Annotated in this window: 17 protein-coding genes; 14 read left to right on the top strand and 3 right to left on the bottom strand. The window is 55.6% G+C overall.

All coding sequences use genetic code 11. The features are described 5' to 3' along the window. The first annotated feature begins 107 nt into the window (after positions 1-107). From flgJ to flgL, 3 genes are all read left to right on the top strand, one after another. Positions 108-1,061, top strand: coding sequence for a flagellar assembly peptidoglycan hydrolase FlgJ (gene flgJ, locus DW56_RS19020; protein WP_024551718.1), 954 nt, complete (start codon positions 108-110; stop codon positions 1,059-1,061). 76 nt (positions 1,062-1,137) lie between these two features. Next, positions 1,138-2,799, top strand: a complete 1,662-nt coding sequence (flgK, locus tag DW56_RS19015) for a flagellar hook-associated protein FlgK (protein ID WP_024551719.1) — start codon at positions 1,138-1,140, stop codon at positions 2,797-2,799. A 14-nt stretch (positions 2,800-2,813) separates the two neighbouring features. Beyond that, positions 2,814-3,773: a flagellar hook-associated protein FlgL gene (flgL, locus tag DW56_RS19010; RefSeq protein WP_024551720.1), complete on the top strand. Its 960-nt coding sequence runs from the start codon at positions 2,814-2,816 to the stop codon at positions 3,771-3,773. An 84-nt stretch (positions 3,774-3,857) separates the two neighbouring features. Here flgL and DW56_RS19005 read toward each other — a convergent pair whose 3' ends face one another. Beyond that, the gene (locus tag DW56_RS19005) at positions 3,858-5,084 is read right to left on the bottom strand and encodes an MFS transporter (RefSeq protein WP_024551721.1); all 1,227 of its coding nucleotides are present in this window, start codon (positions 5,082-5,084) and stop codon (positions 3,858-3,860) included. Positions 5,085-5,154: 70 nt separating this feature from the next. Between DW56_RS19005 and DW56_RS19000 the strand changes: the two genes are divergently transcribed. Continuing rightward, entirely contained in the window at positions 5,155-6,147 is a 993-nt protein-coding gene (locus DW56_RS19000; RefSeq protein ID WP_071789721.1) for a LysR substrate-binding domain-containing protein, read from the top strand. A gap of 24 nt (positions 6,148-6,171) precedes the next feature. Here DW56_RS19000 and rne read toward each other — a convergent pair whose 3' ends face one another. After that, positions 6,172-9,345, bottom strand: a complete 3,174-nt coding sequence (gene rne / locus DW56_RS18995) for a ribonuclease E (RefSeq protein WP_024551723.1) — start codon at positions 9,343-9,345, stop codon at positions 6,172-6,174. A gap of 570 nt (positions 9,346-9,915) precedes the next feature. On the opposite strand from rne, the gene rluC reads away from it, so the two are divergent. After that, entirely contained in the window at positions 9,916-10,869 is a 954-nt protein-coding gene (gene rluC, locus DW56_RS18990) for a 23S rRNA pseudouridine(955/2504/2580) synthase RluC (RefSeq protein WP_035897931.1), read from the top strand. A gap of 24 nt (positions 10,870-10,893) precedes the next feature. Here the strand turns inward: rluC and DW56_RS18985 are convergent, their stop codons facing one another. After that, entirely contained in the window at positions 10,894-11,475 is a 582-nt protein-coding gene (locus tag DW56_RS18985; RefSeq protein WP_024551725.1) for a Maf family protein, read from the bottom strand. Positions 11,476-11,614: 139 nt separating this feature from the next. Between DW56_RS18985 and yceD the strand changes: the two genes are divergently transcribed. The 9 genes from yceD (at position 11,615) to pabC (ending at position 18,838) form a co-directional block, all read left to right on the top strand. Then, on the top strand, positions 11,615-12,136 hold the full coding sequence (gene yceD, locus DW56_RS18980; protein ID WP_024551726.1) for a 23S rRNA accumulation protein YceD: 522 nt from the start codon (positions 11,615-11,617) through the stop codon (positions 12,134-12,136). Between the two features lie 16 nt (positions 12,137-12,152). Next, positions 12,153-12,326 carry a 50S ribosomal protein L32 gene (gene rpmF, locus DW56_RS18975; protein WP_024551727.1) on the top strand — a complete coding sequence of 58 codons (174 nt, stop codon included), beginning with the start codon at positions 12,153-12,155 and terminating at the stop codon, positions 12,324-12,326. 73 nt (positions 12,327-12,399) lie between these two features. After that, entirely contained in the window at positions 12,400-13,479 is a 1,080-nt protein-coding gene (gene plsX, locus DW56_RS18970) for a phosphate acyltransferase PlsX (protein WP_024551728.1), read from the top strand. A gap of 79 nt (positions 13,480-13,558) precedes the next feature. Next, entirely contained in the window at positions 13,559-14,512 is a 954-nt protein-coding gene (locus DW56_RS18965) for a beta-ketoacyl-ACP synthase III (RefSeq protein ID WP_024551729.1), read from the top strand. 18 nt (positions 14,513-14,530) lie between these two features. After that, entirely contained in the window at positions 14,531-15,460 is a 930-nt protein-coding gene (gene fabD / locus DW56_RS18960; protein ID WP_024551730.1) for an ACP S-malonyltransferase, read from the top strand. Between the two features lie 13 nt (positions 15,461-15,473). After that, a complete protein-coding gene (fabG, locus tag DW56_RS18955; RefSeq protein WP_024551731.1) occupies positions 15,474-16,208 on the top strand; it encodes a 3-oxoacyl-ACP reductase FabG in 735 nt (244 codons plus the stop codon). A 154-nt stretch (positions 16,209-16,362) separates the two neighbouring features. Further along, entirely contained in the window at positions 16,363-16,599 is a 237-nt protein-coding gene (gene acpP, locus DW56_RS18950; protein ID WP_000103754.1) for an acyl carrier protein, read from the top strand. A gap of 88 nt (positions 16,600-16,687) precedes the next feature. Next, positions 16,688-17,929 (top strand): beta-ketoacyl-ACP synthase II, encoded by a 1,242-nt coding sequence (gene fabF / locus DW56_RS18945; protein WP_024551732.1) that lies wholly within the window; start codon positions 16,688-16,690, stop codon positions 17,927-17,929. A 108-nt stretch (positions 17,930-18,037) separates the two neighbouring features. After that, a complete protein-coding gene (gene pabC, locus DW56_RS18940) occupies positions 18,038-18,838 on the top strand; it encodes an aminodeoxychorismate lyase (protein WP_024551733.1) in 801 nt (266 codons plus the stop codon).

Genomic DNA, 18,838 nt, shown 5'->3' with positions numbered 1-18,838 from the left:
TATAACGGCCTTCCTGTCACGTTGAGGCGAAGGCCGTCGTTTTCTGTTCTTCCCGCCCGCGGCGTTATAAACGCCTCAGGCGGGTTAACCTTTTGAGGAACAGCTTCATGCTGAACGACACCCGTCTGATGTCCAGCGCGGCCTGGGACGCGCAATCGCTAAACGATCTGAAAGCCAAAGCGGGACAAGATCCAAAGGGCAATATCAAAGAAGTCGCCCGGCAGATGGAAGGGGTGTTTGTGCAGATGATGCTGAAAAGCATGCGTGAAGCGCTGCCCAAAGATGGCCTGTTCAGCAGCGACCAGACGCGGCTTTATACCAGTATGTATGACCAGCAAATCGCCCAGCAGATGACTGCCGGCAAGGGGCTGGGGTTTGCCGATGTTCTGGTGAAACAGATGGGCGGCGAGCAGGCCGCCGAGCCTGATGCGCAAAATATACAGACGGCGCCGATGAAATTCGATATCGACACCGTAAACACCTGGCGCAACCAGACGCTGACGCAAATCGTGCGCAGCGCCATGCCGAAAGCGCCTTCAAACGATGAGCCGTTGTCTGGCGACAGCAAAGACTTCCTCGCGCAGCTCTCTCTGCCGGCGCGCCTGGCGGCGGAGAAAAGCGGCATTCCGCATCACCTGATCCTGGCCCAGGCGGCGCTGGAGTCGGGCTGGGGCCAGCGGCAGATCCGCACCGAGAGCGGCGAGCCGAGTTTCAACCTTTTTGGCGTAAAAGCGACCTCCAGCTGGAAAGGGCCGGTAACGGAAATCACCACCACGGAATATGAGAATGGCGAAGCGAAAAAAGTGAAAGCCAAATTCCGTGTTTATAGCTCTTACCTTGAAGCGCTCTCCGACTATGTGGGGCTGCTGACGCGCAATCCGCGCTACGAAGCGGTCACCAATGCCGCGACGGCTGAGCAGGGGGCGCAAGCGCTGCAAAACGCAGGCTACGCAACCGATCCTAACTATGCGCGCAAGCTGACATCGATGATCCAGCAGTTGAAATCGATGTCTGAAAAAGTGAGTAAAGCTTACGGCAGCGATTTGTCGACGCTCTTCTGAAAACGCTCAAGTTTTGTCGCAGAGTGCCGATACTTCTCGACAGGACCCCGAGCCAGAATGTTCATAAGGAACCCCCATGTCCAGTAGCTTAATTAACAGTGCCATGAGTGGCCTTGGCGCAGCCCAGGCTGCGCTGAATACCGTCAGTAACAACATTTCCAGTTATAACGTGGCGGGCTATTCCCGTCAGAACACCATACTGGCGTCGGCCAACAGCACGCTGGGAGCGGGTGGCTATACCGGCAACGGCGTTTATGTTACTGGCGTGCAGCGTGAATATGATGCGTTCATTACCAACCAGTTGCGTAATGCGGAAAGCCAGGGCAGCGGATTAACGTCGCGCTATGAGCAGATGTCGAAAATTGACGATATGTTCTCTGGCAGCACCAATAACCTTTCATCCTCGCTACAGGGTTTTTTCTCAAGCCTGCAAACGCTGGTCAGCAACGCTGAAGATCCGGCTGCACGTCAAACCCTGCTGGGTAAAGCCGAAGGTCTTGTTAACCAGTTCAAGGTAGCGGACCAGTATCTGCGCGACCAGAACAGCCAGGTTAATTCAGCCGTTTCCTCCAGTGTGAATCAGGTAAATAACTACGCAAAACAGATAGCGAACCTGAATGACCAGATAGCCAAGCTGACCGCCGCAGGGGCAGGCGCTTCGCCGAACGCGTTGCTTGACCAGCGCGATCAGCTGGTAAGCGAGCTCAATAAAGTCGTTGGCGTGGAAGTCAGCGTGCAGGACAGCGGCACCTATAACATCACCATCGGGAATGGTTATTCTTTGGTGCAGGGCAGCAATGCCAGCCAGCTGGCCGCCGTGCCTTCCAGCAACGATCCCGCTCGCGTGACGGTGGCTTATGTCGATAAAACCGCTGGCAATATTGAAATCCCCGAGAAATTACTGACGACGGGATCCCTGGGCGGTATGTTGGCATTTCGCTCCGAGGATCTTGACCAGACGCGCAACACGCTCAACCAGCTCGCGCTCTCTTTTGCCGATGCGTTTAACAAGCAGCATGAAAAAGGCGTTGATGCGAGCGGCGCGGATGGCGGCGAATTCTTTAATATCGGCAGCCCGGCTGTGCTCAGCAACAGTAAAAACAGTAAAACGCCAGAGGCTACGCTGACGGCTTCCGTCACGGACGGCGCTCAGGTTCAGGCGACAGACTACAAAGTGGTTTTTGACGGCAGCGACTGGCAGGTAACGCGTCTGTCTGACAATAGTACCGTAACGGCTAATCAGACGCCTGCTGGCGGTCCTTATACCGGCCTTGAGTTCGATGGTCTTAAAGTAGATATCAGCGGCACTGCGACAACCAACGATACCTTTACGGTGAAGCCGGTCGTCAACGCCATTGTGAATATGAGCGTTGCGATTAAAGACGAATCTAAACTCGCTCTTGCCAGCGAGGCGGGCGCGGGCGAAAGCGATAACCGTAACGGTCAGGCGTTACTCGCCCTGCAAAGCAGCAAAATCGTGGGCGGCAACAAAACGCTGAACGATGCCTACGCCTCGCTGGTCAGTGACATCGGGAACAAAACCAGCACCCTGAAGGTCACCAGCACAACGCAGGGCAATGTTGTGACACAGCTGACCAAACAGCAGCAATCCATTTCCGGGGTTAACCTGGATGAAGAATATGGCAACCTGCAACGCTTCCAGCAGTATTACCTCGCTAACGCGCAGGTGTTACAGACGGCTTCCACTCTGTTCGACGCTCTGCTGTCGATTCGCTAACGGAGAGTAATACGATGCGTATCAGTACACAGATGATGTATCAGCAAAACATGCGCGGCATCACTGACAGCCAGAGCGCGTGGCTTGGCTATGGCGAACAGATGTCTACCGGTAAACGTGTAAACCGGCCTTCTGACGATCCTATCGCCGCCTCTCAGGCAGTGGTGGTTTCACAGGCGCAGGCGCAAAACAGTCAGTATGAACTGGCGCGCACTTTCGCTACGCAGAAAGTCTCTCTGGAAGAGAACATTCTGGGCCAGGTCACGACAGCGATTCAGAGCGTGCAGGAAAAACTCGTCAATGCAGGCAACGGTACGCTCAGTAACGATGACCGCGCCTCGCTGGCAACAGACCTGCAAGGGCTTCGGGATCAACTGTTAAACCTGGCGAACAGTACCGATGGCAACGGCCGCTATATATTTGCAGGTTATAAAACGGAGTCTGCGCCGTTTGTCGATGGCCCGAGCGGCGTGACGTATGCAGGCGGAGAAGAGACAATTACGCAAACCGTCGACACGGCTCGCAGCATGACCATCGGTCATACCGGCAAGCAGGTGTTTCAGTCCGTGACCAGCAATGCGGTAAAAGAGCCGGATGATTCGGTTCAGAGCGATATGTTTGCGACGCTTGATAAGGCGATTTCTGCACTGAAAACGCCTATTGCAGAGGGTGATGATACGGCGCGGGAAACCTTTACTGCCGCTATCGACAGCGCTAACCGCGGCATGAGAAATTCTTATAACAACGTTTTGACCGTGCGCGCGGAGCTGGGCACGCAGCTTAATGAACTTTCGGCGCTTGATGCTTCCGGTGATGACCGCTCACTGACGCTAACGCAGCAAATGAGCGATCTGGTGGACGTTGACTATAACTCGGTTATCTCTTCTTACACCATGCAGCAGGCAGCGCTTCAGGCTTCCTATAAAACCTTTACTGACATGCAAGGCATGTCGCTGTTTCAACTGAATAAATAACATTAAAAAGTTTGGAGCATGTCATGAAACTGGGCATGCTTTATCTGCCCGCTTGCGCACTGCGCAGCGGGCCTTTTTTTATCTTCAGCGCGCCGCCGCGGCGCTAAGCGGCGACGATTTTCCCAGCAGGCGTATCGCAAGGCTTACCAGGCTTACCAGCGTGGCGAGCGCGACCACCGCAGGCCAGCCGGCCAGCGCATACACCTTGCTGCCCAGCGCCGAACCCAGCGCCATCCCAATAAACACCACCGTAAAGAGCAGGGCGTTAAGACGGCCCCGTGCGGCCGGCTCAAGGCTATAAACCACCGTCTGGTGCGCCACGAGCGTGGATTGCAGCCCTAAGTCAAAACCAATGGCGGCAATGGCGATAATGGCAAGCTGCATGCCAGGACTAAAGAACGGTAAAGCGAACATCAGAGCAAAAGAGAAGCTAACCAGCGCGGCGCCAAGCTGTGTGACTCTTTGCGGGCCAAAGCGGTCTGAAAGCGTGCCGGAGAGCGGCGCCGCCAGCGCGCCCGCCGCGCCCGCCAGACCAAAAGCGCCAGCGGCTGCGCTGCCGACGTGATAGGTATCATGCAGCATCACCGCCAGCATCGACCAGAATGCGCTAAAGCCTATCGATAAAAACCCCTGCGCTAACGCCGCCTGACGCAGCGCCGGATAGCGGCGCCACAGCGTCACCAGTGATTTCATCAGCGCCGGATAGCCAAGCTCGGAATGGGCGGCAAAGTTTGGCAGCACACGCCACAACAGCAGGCCGATAAACGCGATACTGACCGCCGCAAGCTGATACATTGCCCGCCAGCCAAAAGCGGCGCCCACCAGGCCGCTCACCGAGCGGGAAAGCAATATACCGAGCAGCAGCCCTGTCATGACCGTTCCGACCATTTTCCCCTGCTTGCCAGCGGGCGCGAGGATGGCCGCTGCCGGAACAATATCCTGCGCTACCGTCGCGGCCATCCCCACCAGCAGGCTCAAACCAAGCAATCCGCTCAGGCTTTCTGAAAAGCTATAGAACGCCAGCAGCAGAGCGAGCAGGACGCATTTCAACAGAATAAGATGACGGCGGTCATAGCGGTCGCCAAGCGGCAGTAAAAAGAAAATACCCAGCGCATAGCCCAGTTGCGTAAGTGTCGGGATAAGTCCCATGCCGTTGATATCAAGATGCAAGGCATTTCCTATCAGCGGCAGAATAGGTTGGGCGTAATAAATTGACGCCACGCTCAGCCCGGTGGCGAAGGCCAGCACCAGAATAAGCCCGGTGGGCAGAGAGGCGCGGGTTGCGTGCGACGCAGTGTGTGCAGGTTTCACAATGATTTCCTCGGCATTGAATGTATGCGCTTATTGTCGGCGCGCGGCAGGTAGCGTGGTAGAGCGCGACATGATAAAACAGTTATACGTCAAGCGTATGACCGGGAGAAAAAGGTTGCCATCTGAACGTATAGACCGTCTGGAGTTAATGCATACTTTTGTACGCATTATTGAAAGCGGGTCGCTTTCCGCCGCCGCCGTACAACTTGGCACAACGCAGGCAACCGTGAGCCGCAGGTTGAAAACGCTGGAGGCATTGCTGGGCGCCAGATTGCTGCTGAGAACCACCCATGCCATGAAACTTACCGATGACGGCGAGCGTTGTTATCAGCACGCTAAAGGCATTATCGGGAACTGGGCGGCGCTGGAGGATGAACTGAAAAATGCCGAGGATGAGCCCGTTGGCGTTTTGCGCGTACGCGCCCCGCACGCTTTTGGTCAGGACCAGCTTATCGCGCCGCTGACTACCTTCCTTAATCGTCATCCAAAGCTTGCGATAGAGTGGACGCTTAACGATAAATCTCCCGATTTTATCGGTGAGAATATCGACTGCGCCATTCATGTGGGGCCGGATCTCGACCCGGCCTGTATCGCCGTGCCGCTTGCGGAGGTGCCGCGTATTGTCGTCGCTGCGCCGCAGCTGCTGAGCCAGCATCCGGGCGTGACGCATCCGGGCGAGCTTTCCGCGCTTCCCTGGGTGGCGTTAAGTACCTTTTATCGCCGGGAAGTCACGCTAAGCCATGGGCAAACCGGCGAGCCTGTCTCTTTCACCATCAGCCCACGCTTAAGTTCAGACAGTCTCTACGCGGTGCGCAGAACAGTATTGAACGGCATTGGAGCAGGTATCGTTTCGGCGTGGGTGGTTCTGGACGATCTGGCGCAGGGGCGGCTGGTGCATTTGCTGCCGGAGTGGCAGGCTTCACCGTTGCCGATGTATCTGGTTTACCCCTATGCGCGTTATTACCCGGCGCGCCTGCGCAAATTTTTAGCCCTGATGCGCGAAGCCATGCCGGAACTAACGGGAATGAGGCGAATTGAGGACAATAAAAAAGCCGGTCTGTGACCGGCTTTTTTTTACGCCAGAGGCTTATTCTACAGCTTGAGGACGGGTTGCAGGCGCAGAGGCATGGTGGGTGGCGCTGTGACCGCCCGCCGCACCTTTACCGCTAAAGTCGAAGGCCGGACGAACCCAGTCGCTGTGACGCGGCGGTTCCGGGGTATATTCCGGCGCTGGCGCGCGGGTCATCGGCGCGCTGGCGTAGCTGCGGCCAACCTGAGTTTCCTGCTGAATGGCGACGGAATGCGCTTCAGCGGGTTTCTCATCTTGCGGCTGCGGCTTCTCTTCACGCGGCTGAACCTGTTCATCCTGCTCTGGCGGCGCTACGGAAAGCGGTGCGGTTTCGGCAATTTCCGCCGCCTGAGCTTCACGAACCGGCTCTTCTTCAGTTGCCGGCTGGGCTGATTCAATCACCTGTTCCGCAATCGCTTCTTCCTGCGGTTCGATAAGCTTCGGCTGGGCGTCTACCGGGCTTTCGATAACTTCCGGGTGAGACGTTTCAATTGCAGGCGTCTGCGGCGCTTCGGCCTGAGCTTCGCCAGCCGGTTCAACCACAACCGCTTCTTCAGCCGGGACGTTCGCCGCGGCAGCGACAGGCGCTTCAACCGGCGCTTCAGCAACTGCCGGGGTCGCTTGCTCCAGTTGCTCTTCCAGCACTTCATCCTGCGCACGGGCGACCGGATAGCGGATCCAGACTTTACCGGAAGCCATTTCCGGCGAAGCGCAGGCAACGGTCAACGGCATCGGCGACTGGGTGGGGTAACGCTCATCGCGATAGCGACGGCGGCGCTGGCCGCTCACGCGCAGGTGGCGCGGCGAACGACGGGAGCGACGCGGCATACCGGCGTTATCGGCGCGGCCTTCGCCTTGCTCTTCCTGCTCAACAGCGCTTTCCACGACGGCAGGCAGAGGGATAGTCGCCACTTCGGTGCTGGTGCTGACATCCGCAGTCGGCGCGGTTTCAACAACTTCATCCACTACCGGCGCGGCTTCAGCGGACTCAATGCGGATTTTCTGGCTGAGCTGGCGAGGTTTGCGGCGCGGCATAACCTGCACGCGTTCTTCCTGCTCGGCTTCCTGCTCCGGCGCTTCTTCGCGAGTCAGCGCTTTCACTTCCTGCTGAGCCTGGCGTTTCTCTTCCGAACGGCGGCGATTGCGCTCGCGGCGAGGCTGCTGTTCGTCACGCGGCTTGGCTTTATCGGCTTCTTCCGCAACCGGCTGGCGAACTTCGCGCACTTCGGCGTTCTGCTGCTGCGCCTGGCGACGATTACGGCGGTTTTCCTCACGGGCATTTTCACGCGCTTCGCCGTTTTCAGCACGGGCTTCGCGGTTCGGACGCTCGTTGCGCTCGCGACGCGGGCCCTGACGGCGGTTGTTACGACGCTCCTGCGGTTTTTCCTGTACAGGGGCTTTTTGCTCTTCTGGCTGAGCCACCGCTTCACTGGCGCTTTCACCGGCGAACAGTTTTTTAACGGCGCTGACCAGGCGGCTCATAAAGCCAGACTGCGGAGCATGGCTTTCCGCTTTCGGCTGTACAGGGGCTTTCGGCGCGGCTGGTTTCTCTGCCGGCGCGCTTTCCTGCGGCATCGGCGGCACATCCGGCATGACAAAAGTAGCAAGCGCCGGCTGCTCAGGACGTTTACGTTCGGCGTACTCTTCGTCAGAAGGAAGCGCCATGGCCTCTTCGTGCAGCTTCGGCAACAGGTAGCTGAGCGTCGGCGTCTCTTCGCCTTTGCGTACGCGCAGAACGGAATAGTGCGGGGTTTCCATTTGATCGTTAGGAACGATGATGCAACGCACGCCGCCCTGACGTTTTTCAATCGCGTTTACCGCTTCGCGTTTTTCGTTCAGCAGATAAGAGGCGATGGGCACAGGCACGATGGCATGAACTTCTTTCGTGTTCTCTTTCAGCGCTTCTTCTTCGATAAGACGCAGAATGGAGAGAGAAAGCGATTCGTTGTCACGGATGGTGCCGGTGCCGCTACAGCGCGGGCAGACGTGGTGGCTCGACTCGCCAAGTGACGGGCTCAGGCGCTGGCGGGACATCTCCAGCAGGCCGAAGCGGGAAATATGGCTAATCTGTATGCGGGCGCGATCCTGGCGCACCGCTTCGCGCAGGCGGTTCTCGACCGCGCGCTGATGGCGCACCGGGGTCATATCGATGAAATCGATGACAATCAGGCCGCCGAGGTCGCGCAGGCGCAGCTGACGGGCGATTTCATCCGCCGCTTCCAGGTTGGTGTTAAATGCCGTTTCTTCGATATCGCCGCCGCGAGTAGCGCGAGCGGAGTTGATGTCGATGGCGGTCAGCGCCTCGGTGGTGTCGATGACAATCGAGCCGCCGGAAGGCAGACGCACTTCACGCTGGAAGGCGGATTCGATTTGCGATTCGATCTGGTAGTGGCTGAACAGCGGGATTTCGCCGGTGTAGAGCTTAATTTTGCTGCTGAAATCCGGACGACCCAGCGCGGCGATATGCTGGCGGGCCAGCTCAAGCACTTTCGGGTTATCGATGAGGATTTCGCCGATGTCCTGGCGCAGGTAATCGCGAAACGCGCGAACGATGACGTTGCTTTCCTGATGGATCAGGAAGGGGGCAGGGCGGCTTTCAGCGGCTTTCTGAATCGCTTCCCAGTGCTTCAGGCGGAAGCTTAAGTCCCACTGCAACGCTTCGGCGGATTTGCCGACGCCTGCGGTGCGCACAATCAGCCCCATGCCATCCGGCAATTCGAGGCTGGAAAGCGCCTCTTTTAATTCGGTGCGATCGTCGCCTTCGATCCGGCGCGAAATACCGCCCGCGCGCGGGTTATTCGGCATCAGCACCAGATAGCTTCCCGCCAGGCTGATAAAGGTGGTCAGCGCCGCGCCTTTATTGCCGCGCTCTTCTTTATCAATCTGAACGATAACTTCCTGGCCTTCGCGCAGTACATCTTTGATGTTGGGACGACCATGGGAGGCGTAGCTGGCGGGGAAATATTCGCGGGCGATTTCTTTTAACGGGAGGAAACCGTGTCTTTCAGCGCCATAGTCAACAAATGCGGCTTCAAGACTGGGTTCAATACGAGTGATTTTGCCTTTGTAGATGTTCGCTTTTTTCTGTTCGTGCCCTGGGCTTTCAATATCCAGGTCGTACAGGCGTTGCCCATCAACAAGGGCGACACGCAACTCTTCCTGCTGAGTTGCGTTAATTAGCATTCTTTTCATCGTAACTTACTCGTTATTCTTACATTGACGATAAAGCTGCGGGCATGGTGACGTTGACCGGGAGTGAACCGATGGCCTCGTGACTGTTCACGCCGTCAACCTCACGGCTGTCGTACGCTTAAGAGGCGCAGAGTGTCGGTAGCCTGTATTTCAACTGGAAATACAGCGCAATTATCAAAAAGGAACAGCCTGGGAGTACTCTCCAGAGACGCTTCCATTTACCGGCCAGGCTGCAACCCGCAGCCCGCTAACTGCCTGAAAGTTCAATACGTCTTACGCCATTGCTGCGTGGATGGACATTCAGGCAAAACTGGTAATTCCGCAAAATTCCTTGTCTTAACAAGTCTCAACACGGAAAACGGCAACATTATTCCATTGCCAGGCTTGTTATAGCAAGCTGACTTTTGCCATTTATCACCGGGTTACTCACAGTTTTTTAACTTTTTGATTTCCAGCTGACGCTTTAACCGCCAGCGCAGAAAACATAAGCTGTGAGAATCGGTTTGCCAGTAATATAAGCACATAAAAATGTGTGGCGCTATCAGCGTGCTCTATTTAGAATCGCCCCCCATGAAAACAGAGACTCCATCCGTAAAAATCGTTGCGGTTTCCGCTGACGAAGCCGGGCAACGTATTGACAACTTTTTGCGTACTCAGCTTAAAGGCGTGCCAAAAAGCATGATTTACCGCATTTTGCGTAAAGGCGAAGTGCGCGTGAACAAAAAACGCATCAAGCCGGAATACAAACTCGAGGCGGGCGACGAAGTGCGCATCCCGCCTGTTCGCGTGGCCGAGCGTGAAGAAGAGGCGGTATCACCGCACCTGCAAAAAGTGGCGGCATTAAGCGATGTCATTATTTATGAAGATGATTATATCCTTGTGCTGAATAAGCCTTCCGGCACCGCCGTTCACGGAGGCAGCGGGTTGAGCTTCGGCGTCATCGAAGGGCTGCGCGCGCTGCGCCCCGAAGCGCGTTTCCTTGAGCTGGTGCATCGCCTCGATCGTGATACTTCCGGCGTGCTGCTGGTGGCCAAAAAGCGTTCTGCGCTGCGTTCGCTCCATGAGCAACTGCGCGAAAAAGGGATGCAGAAGGATTATCTCGCTCTGGTGCGCGGGCAGTGGCAGTCGCATGTCAAAGTCGTGCAGGCGCCGCTGCTTAAAAACATTCTCCAGAGCGGCGAACGTATCGTGCGCGTCAATCAGGAAGGAAAACCTTCTCAAACACGCTTTAAAGTAGAAGAGCGTTACGCGAACGCGACGCTTGTGCGTTGCAGTCCGGTTACCGGGCGTACGCACCAGATCCGCGTACATACCCAGCACGCCGGCCATCCTATTGCATTCGACGATCGTTATGGCGATCGCGAGTTTGATCGCCAACTGGCGGGAACCGGGTTGAATCGCTTGTTCCTGCACGCGGCGGCGCTGCGTTTCGAGCATCCGCATACTGGCGAAACGATGCGGGTTGAAGCGCCGCTGGATGATCAGCTGCGCCGATGCCTGAAAGTTCTACGCGAAGCGATATAACCAACTCCGCTGCGGCGGAGTTTTTTATAGCAGCGGATTGTAGCCTTCGTGGCGCAACATCGCGCAGAGCGCGATAAGCGGTAAACCTATCAGCGTATTAGGATCGCGTCCCTCGAGCCGCTCGAAAAGCGCTATCCCGAGACCCTCGCTTTTAAAACTGCCGGCGCACTGGAAAGGCCGCTCAAGGCGGACATAGCCCGTAATCTCCGCATCGCTGAGATGCCGGAAATGGACGTCAAAAGGTTCGCATTCACGCTGCAAATTGCCGTTTGCGGAGTTATATAAAGCAAGGCCGGTATAAAACGAGACGATATTTCCACGGGCTTTACGAAGCTGGGCAATAGCGTTTTGTTCGTTATGCGGCTTGCCGGTTATCTGGCCTTCCAGTACGCAGACCTGGTCGGAGCCGATAATCAAATGTGCGGGAAATTGTTTCGCCAGAGCTTGCGCTTTTGCGCTGGCGAGCCTTAATACTAATTGACGGGCGTTTTCTCCCGGCAATGGTGTTTCATCCACCTCAGGAGCGGCGGTAATAAACGGCAATCCTAACTTTTCAAGCAACTGGCGACGAAAAGGGGAGGTGGAAGCAAGTACGACAGGGGTCATAGGTTACGGCCAAAATAGCGGTTCGTTATACCCTATTTTAAACTGAGGACCGCCCTGTGTGCGAATAAATGGCAAAAGGACAGTGAAAACTGCCTTTTTCTTTGACTCTATGACGTTACAAAGTTAATATGCGCGCCCTATGCAAAAGGTAAAATTACCCCTGACTCTTGATCCGGTTCGTACGGCTCAAAAACGCCTTGATTACCAGGGTATGTATACTCCTGAACAGGTTGAGCGTGTCGCCGAATCTGTGGTCAGTGTGGACAGCGATGTGGAATGCGTCATGTCGTTTGCTATCGATAACCAGCGTCTCGCTGTATTAAAAGGCGATGCGAAGGTGACGGTAACGCTCGAATGCCAGCGTTGCGGTAAGCCGTTTAGCCACGATGTCCATACAACCTATTGTTTCAGTCCGGTCGCCACAAGCGAGCAGGCTGAAGCACTCCCGGAAGCGTATGAGCCGATTGAGGTTAACGAATTCGGTGAAATCGATCTGCTGGCAATGGTGGAAGATGAAATCATCCTCGCCTTGCCTGTAGTTCCGGTGCATGATTCTGAACACTGTGAAGTGTCCGAGGCGGACATGGTCTTTGGCGAACTGCCTGAAGAGGCACAAAAACCAAATCCATTTGCCGTATTAGCCAGTTTAAAGCGTAAGTAATTGAGGAGTAAGGTCCATGGCCGTACAACAGAATAAACCAACCCGTTCCAAACGTGGCATGCGTCGTTCCCATGACGCGCTGACCGCTGTTACCAGCCTGTCTGTAGATAAGACTTCTGGTGAAACCCATCTGCGTCACCACGTCACCGCCGATGGTTACTACCGCGGCCGCAAGGTAATCGCTAAGTAATCACGCGCAAGCGTGATTCTGCTTAGTGTCAGTTCCCCGTGCAAGCGGGGGATTCACGTCACCAGGCGATACCTTGACACGTCTAACCCTTGCGTTAGATGCCATGGGTGGGGATTTCGGTCCCTCCGTGACAGTGCCTGCAGCCCTGCAGGCACTGGACTCGAATTCGCAATTATATCTCCTTCTTGTCGGCGATCCCGACGCCATCACGCCATTACTCGCTAAAGCTGATTTTGAACAACGTTCAAGGTTGCAGATTATTCCTGCGGAATCGGTTATCGCCAGTGATGTCCGACCTTCACAAGCCGTACGCAACAGCCGTGGCACTTCCATGCGTGTTGCGCTGGAACTGGTTAAAGAAGGGCGCGCGCAAGCTTGCATTAGCGCAGGCAACACCGGCGCGCTAATGGGGCTTGCCAAACTTTTGCTTAAACCGCTCGAAGGCATTGAGCGACCGGCGTTAATGACGGTTTTGCCGCATCAGCAAAAAGGTAAGACGGTAGTGCTGGATTTAGGCGCTAATGTCGACTGCGACAGCACCATGCTTGCGCAATTCGCTATTATGGGCTCGGTGATGGCCGAAGAGGTGCTCGGTATTCAACGTCCCCGCGTGGCGTTACTGAACATCGGCGAAGAAGAAAGCAAGGGGCTGGATAGCATTCGCGATGCGGCAACACGGCTCAAAACGGTGCCAGAAATTAACTACATTGGTTACCTTGAAGCCAATGAATTATTGACCGGTAAAACCGATGTGCTTGTCTGCGACGGTTTTGTCGGCAACGTCACCCTCAAGACGATGGAAGGGGTGGTAAGAATGTTTCTTTCGCTGCTGAAATCGCAGGGCGAAGGAAAAAAACGGTCGTGGTGGTGGATTTTATTAAAGCATTGGTTACAAAAAAGCCTCTCCAGGCGATTCAGTAACCTCAACCCCGACCAGTATAATGGCGCCTGTCTGTTAGGATTGCGCGGCACCGTAATTAAGAGCCACGGAGCCGCCAATCAGCGAGCATTTGCTGTCGCTATCGAGCAGGCAGTGCAGGCGGTGCAGCGGCAAGTTCCTCAGCGGATTGCCGCGCGCCTGGAATCTTTATACCCTGCCGGTTTTGCGCTGCGGGAAGACAATAAGCCCGACATTACGCCGGAAAAGAATTAATTATCTAAACCGGACAGTACGGCTTTCCGTAAACGGCCTGAACAAAGCGGGTATATTACCCAAGAGTGACTGAGCGTACATGTATACAAAGATTATTGGTACAGGCAGCTATTTGCCCGAGCAAGTGCGGACTAACGCCGATCTGGAAAAAATGGTGGATACCTCTGACGAATGGATCGTCACGCGTACCGGTATCCGTGAACGCCGCATTGCTGCGCCAGGCGAAACGGTTGCTACTATGGGTGCCCAGGCGGCGCTGAAAGCGCTTGAAATGGCCCAGGTGGATAAAGATCAAATAGACCTGATTATTGTTGCCACCACCTCTGCGACCCACGCTTTCCCAAGCGCGGCTTGCCAGGTTCAGGCGCTGCTCGGCATTAAAGGCTGCCCGGCTTTTGATGTTGCCGCCGCCTGCGCAGGCTTTACCTATGGTTTAAGCATTGCCGACCAGTATGTAAAATCCGGCGCGGCGAAAAACGCGCTGGTAATTGGCTCCGACGTGCTGGCGCGCACGCTTGATCCTAACGATCGTGGCACGATCATTCTTTTTGGCGACGGCGCGGGCGCCGTTGTTCTCGGCCCTTCTGAAGAGCCAGGCATCCTCTCCACGCATTTGCATGCGGATGGCAGCTACGGTGAGTTACTCACCCTGCCGAATCAGGATCGCCTTAATCCGGATAGCGCTACCTATTTAACCATGGCGGGCAATGAAGTCTTTAAAGTCGCCGTCACCGAGCTTGCGCATATTGTTGACGAAACGCTCGAAGCGAACCAGCTCGATCGCGCTGCGCTTGACTGGCTGGTGCCGCATCAGGCTAACCTGCGCATCATCAGCGCGACTGCCAGAAAACTTGGCATGTCGATGGACAATGTCGTGGTGACGCTGGACAGACATGGCAACACGTCTGCCGCCTCAGTTCCCAGCGCGCTGGATGAAGCCGTGCGCGACGGGCGCATCAAACCAGGGCACCTTGTGCTGCTTGAAGCTTTCGGCGGCGGCTTTACCTGGGGTTCCGCGCTGGTTCGTTTTTGATTAATAAGGATTAAAAACATGACGCAATCTGCTTTTGTGTTTCCAGGCCAGGGTTCCCAGGCCGTGGGCATGCTCTCTGAGATGGCCGCTGAGTTTCCGGTTATTGAGGAAACGTTCCGCGAAGCTTCCGCTGCGCTGGGCTACGACTTATGGGCGCTGGTCCAGAATGGCCCTGCTGAAGAGCTTAACAAAACCTGGCAAACCCAGCCGGCGCTGCTGACGGCCTCCGTCGCCCTGTGGCGCGTATGGCAGCAGCAGGGCGGTAAAGCGCCTGTCATGATGGCAGGACACAGCCTTGGCGAATACTCGGCGCTGGTATGCGCAGGCGTGCTGAATTTCGCTGATGCGGTTCGTCTGGTCGAGCTACGTGGCAAATTTATGCAGGAAGCGGTGCCGGAAGGCACAGGCGCCATGTCAGCGATCATTGGTCTGGATGATGAGTCAATCGCTAAGGCGTGCGAAGAAGCGGCACAGGGGCAGGTCGTCTCCCCGGTGAACTTCAACTCGCCGGGGCAGGTGGTTATCGCCGGTCAAAAAGAGGCGGTTGAACGTGCGGGCGCAGCCTGTAAAGCTGCCGGCGCCAAGCGCGCTTTACCACTGCCAGTCAGTGTGCCGTCGCATTGCGCATTGATGAAGCCAGCAGCGGAAAAACTCGCGGCAGAGCTTGAAAAAATTACTTTTAACGCGCCGCAAATTCCGGTCGTGAATAATGTGGATGTGAAATGCGAAACGGCGCCTGACGCCATTCGCGATGCGCTGATTCGCCAGCTTTATAGCCCTGTCCAGTGGACGAAGAGCGTTGAGTTTATGGCGTCTCAGGGCGTTACGCAGCTTTATGAAGTGGGGCCGGGCAAAGTGTTGACCGGTCTGACGAAACGTATTGTTGACACCCTGACGGCGGCAGCCATTAACGAGCCTGCCAGCCTGTCAGCGGCACTTGCGCAATAAAACGAGGAAAACCATGAGTTTTGAAGGAAAAGTCGCGCTGGTTACGGGCGCAAGCCGTGGAATCGGCCGTGCTATCGCTGAAACGCTCGTCGCTCGCGGCGCGAAGGTTATCGGCACAGCCACCAGCGAGAGCGGAGCCCAGGCCATTAGCGATTATCTGGGCGCGCAGGGTAAAGGTCTGATGTTGAATGTGACCGATCCGGCATCTATTGAATCCGTTCTGGAAAATATTCGCTCAGAGTTTGGCGAAGTGGACATCCTGGTTAATAATGCCGGGATCACTCGCGATAATCTGCTGATGCGCATGAAAGACGATGAGTGGAACGATATTCTGGAGACCAACCTGTCATCGGTTTTCCGTCTGTCAAAAGCGGTAATGCGAGCTATGATGAAGAAGCGTCACGGTCGTATTATCACTATCGGTTCTGTGGTCGGTACCATGGGAAATGCCGGTCAGGCCAACTACGCTGCGGCGAAGGCGGGTCTAATCGGTTTCAGTAAGTCGCTGGCGCGTGAAGTCGCGTCCCGCGGTATTACTGTAAACGTTGTTGCTCCGGGTTTTATTGAAACGGACATGACGCGTGCGCTGTCAGACGATCAGCGTGCGGGTATTCTGGCGCAGGTTCCTGCGGGTCGTTTAGGCGACGCAAAAGAAATCGCCAGCGCGGTTGCATTTTTAGCCTCTGACGATGCAGGTTACATCACTGGTGAGACACTGCACGTCAACGGCGGAATGTACATGGTTTAACCACGATTAAAATTATTTGCGTTATCAGGGCAAAAACCCTCAAAATAGCGTAAAATCGTGGTAAGACCTGCCGGGATTTAGTTGCATCTTTTTCAACATTTTATACACTACGAAAACCATCGCGAAAGCGAGTTTTGATAGGAAATTTAAGAGTATGAGCACTATCGAAGAACGCGTTAAGAAAATTATCGGCGAACAGCTGGGCGTTAAGCAGGAAGAAGTTACCAACAATGCTTCCTTCGTTGAAGACCTGGGCGCTGATTCTCTTGACACCGTTGAGCTGGTAATGGCTCTGGAAGAAGAGTTTGATACTGAGATTCCGGACGAAGAAGCTGAGAAAATCACCACCGTTCAGGCTGCCATTGATTACATCAACGGTCACCAGGCGTAAGTGAACATCTCCAGGCGGTCGCTCGACCGCCTGAGTTTTATCTTTTTGTCCCACAAGTATCTTATTTTTCCCTCCCTGGAGGACAAACGTGTCTAAGCGTCGTGTAGTTGTGACCGGACTGGGCATGTTGTCTCCTGTCGGCAATACCGTAGAGTCTACCTGGAAAGCTCTCCTTGCCGGTCAGAGTGGCATCAGCCTGATCGACCATTTCGATACTAGCGCCTATGCAACGAAATTTGCTGGCTTAGTAAAGGATTTTAACTGCGAAGACATTATCTCGCGCAAAGAACAGCGCAAGATGGATGCCTTTATTCAATATGGAATTGTTGCCGGCGTACAGGCCATGCAGGATTCAGGTCTGGTGGTGACGGAAGAAAACGCCACCCGCATGGGGGCTGCGATTGGTTCTGGAATCGGCGGACTTGGCCTGATCGAAGAAAACCATAGCTCGCTGGTGCAGGGCGGTCCGCGCAAGATCAGCCCATTCTTCGTACCTTCAACCATTGTTAACATGGTGGCTGGCCATCTGACCATCATGTATGGTCTGCGCGGTCCAAGCATCTCTATCGCCACGGCCTGTACTTCCGGCGTGCACAATATCGGTCATGCGGCGCGTATTATCGCTTACGGCGATGCGGACGTGATGGTGGCCGGTGGTGCGGAAAAAGCCAGCACCCCGCTTGGCGTGGGCGGCTTTGGCGCGGCGCGTGCGCTTTCTACACGTAACGACAATCCGCAAGCCGCAAGTCGTCCGTGGGATAAAGACCGCGATGGTTTCGTGCTGGGTGACGGCGCAGGTATGATCGTGCTTGAAGAGTACGAGCATGCTAAAAAGCGCGGCGCGAAAATTTATTGTGAAATCGTCGGCTTTGGCATGAGCAGCGACGCCTATCACATGACGTCTCCGCCGGAAAATGGCGCTGGCGCGGCGCTGGCGATGACCAACGCTCTGCGCGACGCAGGCGTTGAACCGGGTCAGATTGGTTACGTTAACGCTCACGGCACCTCCACGCCGGCAGGCGACGTAGCGGAAGCGCAGGCAGTGAAATCTGTCTTTGGCGACGCGGCGAAAAGCGTCATGGTCAGCTCCACCAAATCGATGACCGGCCATCTGTTAGGCGCGGCGGGTGCGGTAGAATCCATCTACTCTATCCTTGCGCTACGCGATCAGGCTGTTCCGCCAACCATTAACCTGGATAATCCGGATGAAGGTTGCGACCTGGACTTCGTTCCTCACGAAGCGCGTCAGGTTTCGGGCCTGGAGTACACACTGTGTAACTCCTTCGGCTTCGGCGGCACCAACGGTTCGCTGATCTTTAAAAAGATCTAAATCCTGCTTTTGAGGCCCGGTTATCCGGGCCTTTTTCCTGAGAGTTCTCCGCTTGCTCCGTTCTGGTCATCCTGCCACACTACCCGGCGACCCGATTAAGGAGCCGACATGTTCTTGATTAATGGAACCTGGCAGGATTCGCTGCCGGCAAACGATCGCGCAGTCCAGTTTGGCGACGGTTGCTTCACTACCGCCCGCGTCGTAAACGGCAACATTCAAATGCCTGAAGCTCATCTGGAGCGTTTACGCCAGGGATGCCAAAGACTGGCTATGCCCCAGCCCGACTGGGACCGCCTTGCAGAGGAGATGGCGAAAGTCGCTAACGCGAAGCCACTGGCTGTGTTGAAGGCAATTCTCACGCGCGGCGCTGGCGGGCGCGGTTACAGTATGGCTGGCTGCAAGGAGCCTTCCCGCATCATTTCCCTCTCTGCCTTTCCTGAATTCTATTCGCGGTGGCAACGCGAAGGCATTGAGCTTGCGCTCAGCCCCGTGAGGCTTGGCAGAAACCCCGCGCTTGCCGGGATTAAGCATCTGAACCGCCTGGAGCAGGTGCTTATTCGCGCGCATCTTGAACAGACTACCGCTCATGAGGCGCTGGTGCTTGACAGCGAAGGGTGGCTTACGGAATGCTGTGCGGCTAATTTATTCTGGCGCAAGGGAAACCAGGTGTTCACCCCTTACGTGGATCAGGCCGGCGTGAATGGCCTTATGCGTCAGCGGATTTTGCAGCGTTTGCAGGCTTCTCGCTGGCATGCGCAAGAAGTGCGCGAAACGGTAGATACGCTAAATGATGCCGATGAGCTTCTTATCTGCAACGCACTGCTGCCCATTGCGCCCGTGCGTAAGGTCGCAGAAAAAACCTATGCGTCACGCGAGTTATATGAGTTTTTAGCTCCCCACTGTGAGTAA

This window comes from Franconibacter helveticus LMG 23732 (assembly GCF_000463115.2).
Taxonomy (GTDB): Bacteria; Pseudomonadota; Gammaproteobacteria; order Enterobacterales; family Enterobacteriaceae; genus Franconibacter; species Franconibacter helveticus.
The sequence above is the reverse complement of the archived record's forward strand: the minus strand, read 5'-3'. Positions and strand labels throughout refer to the sequence as shown.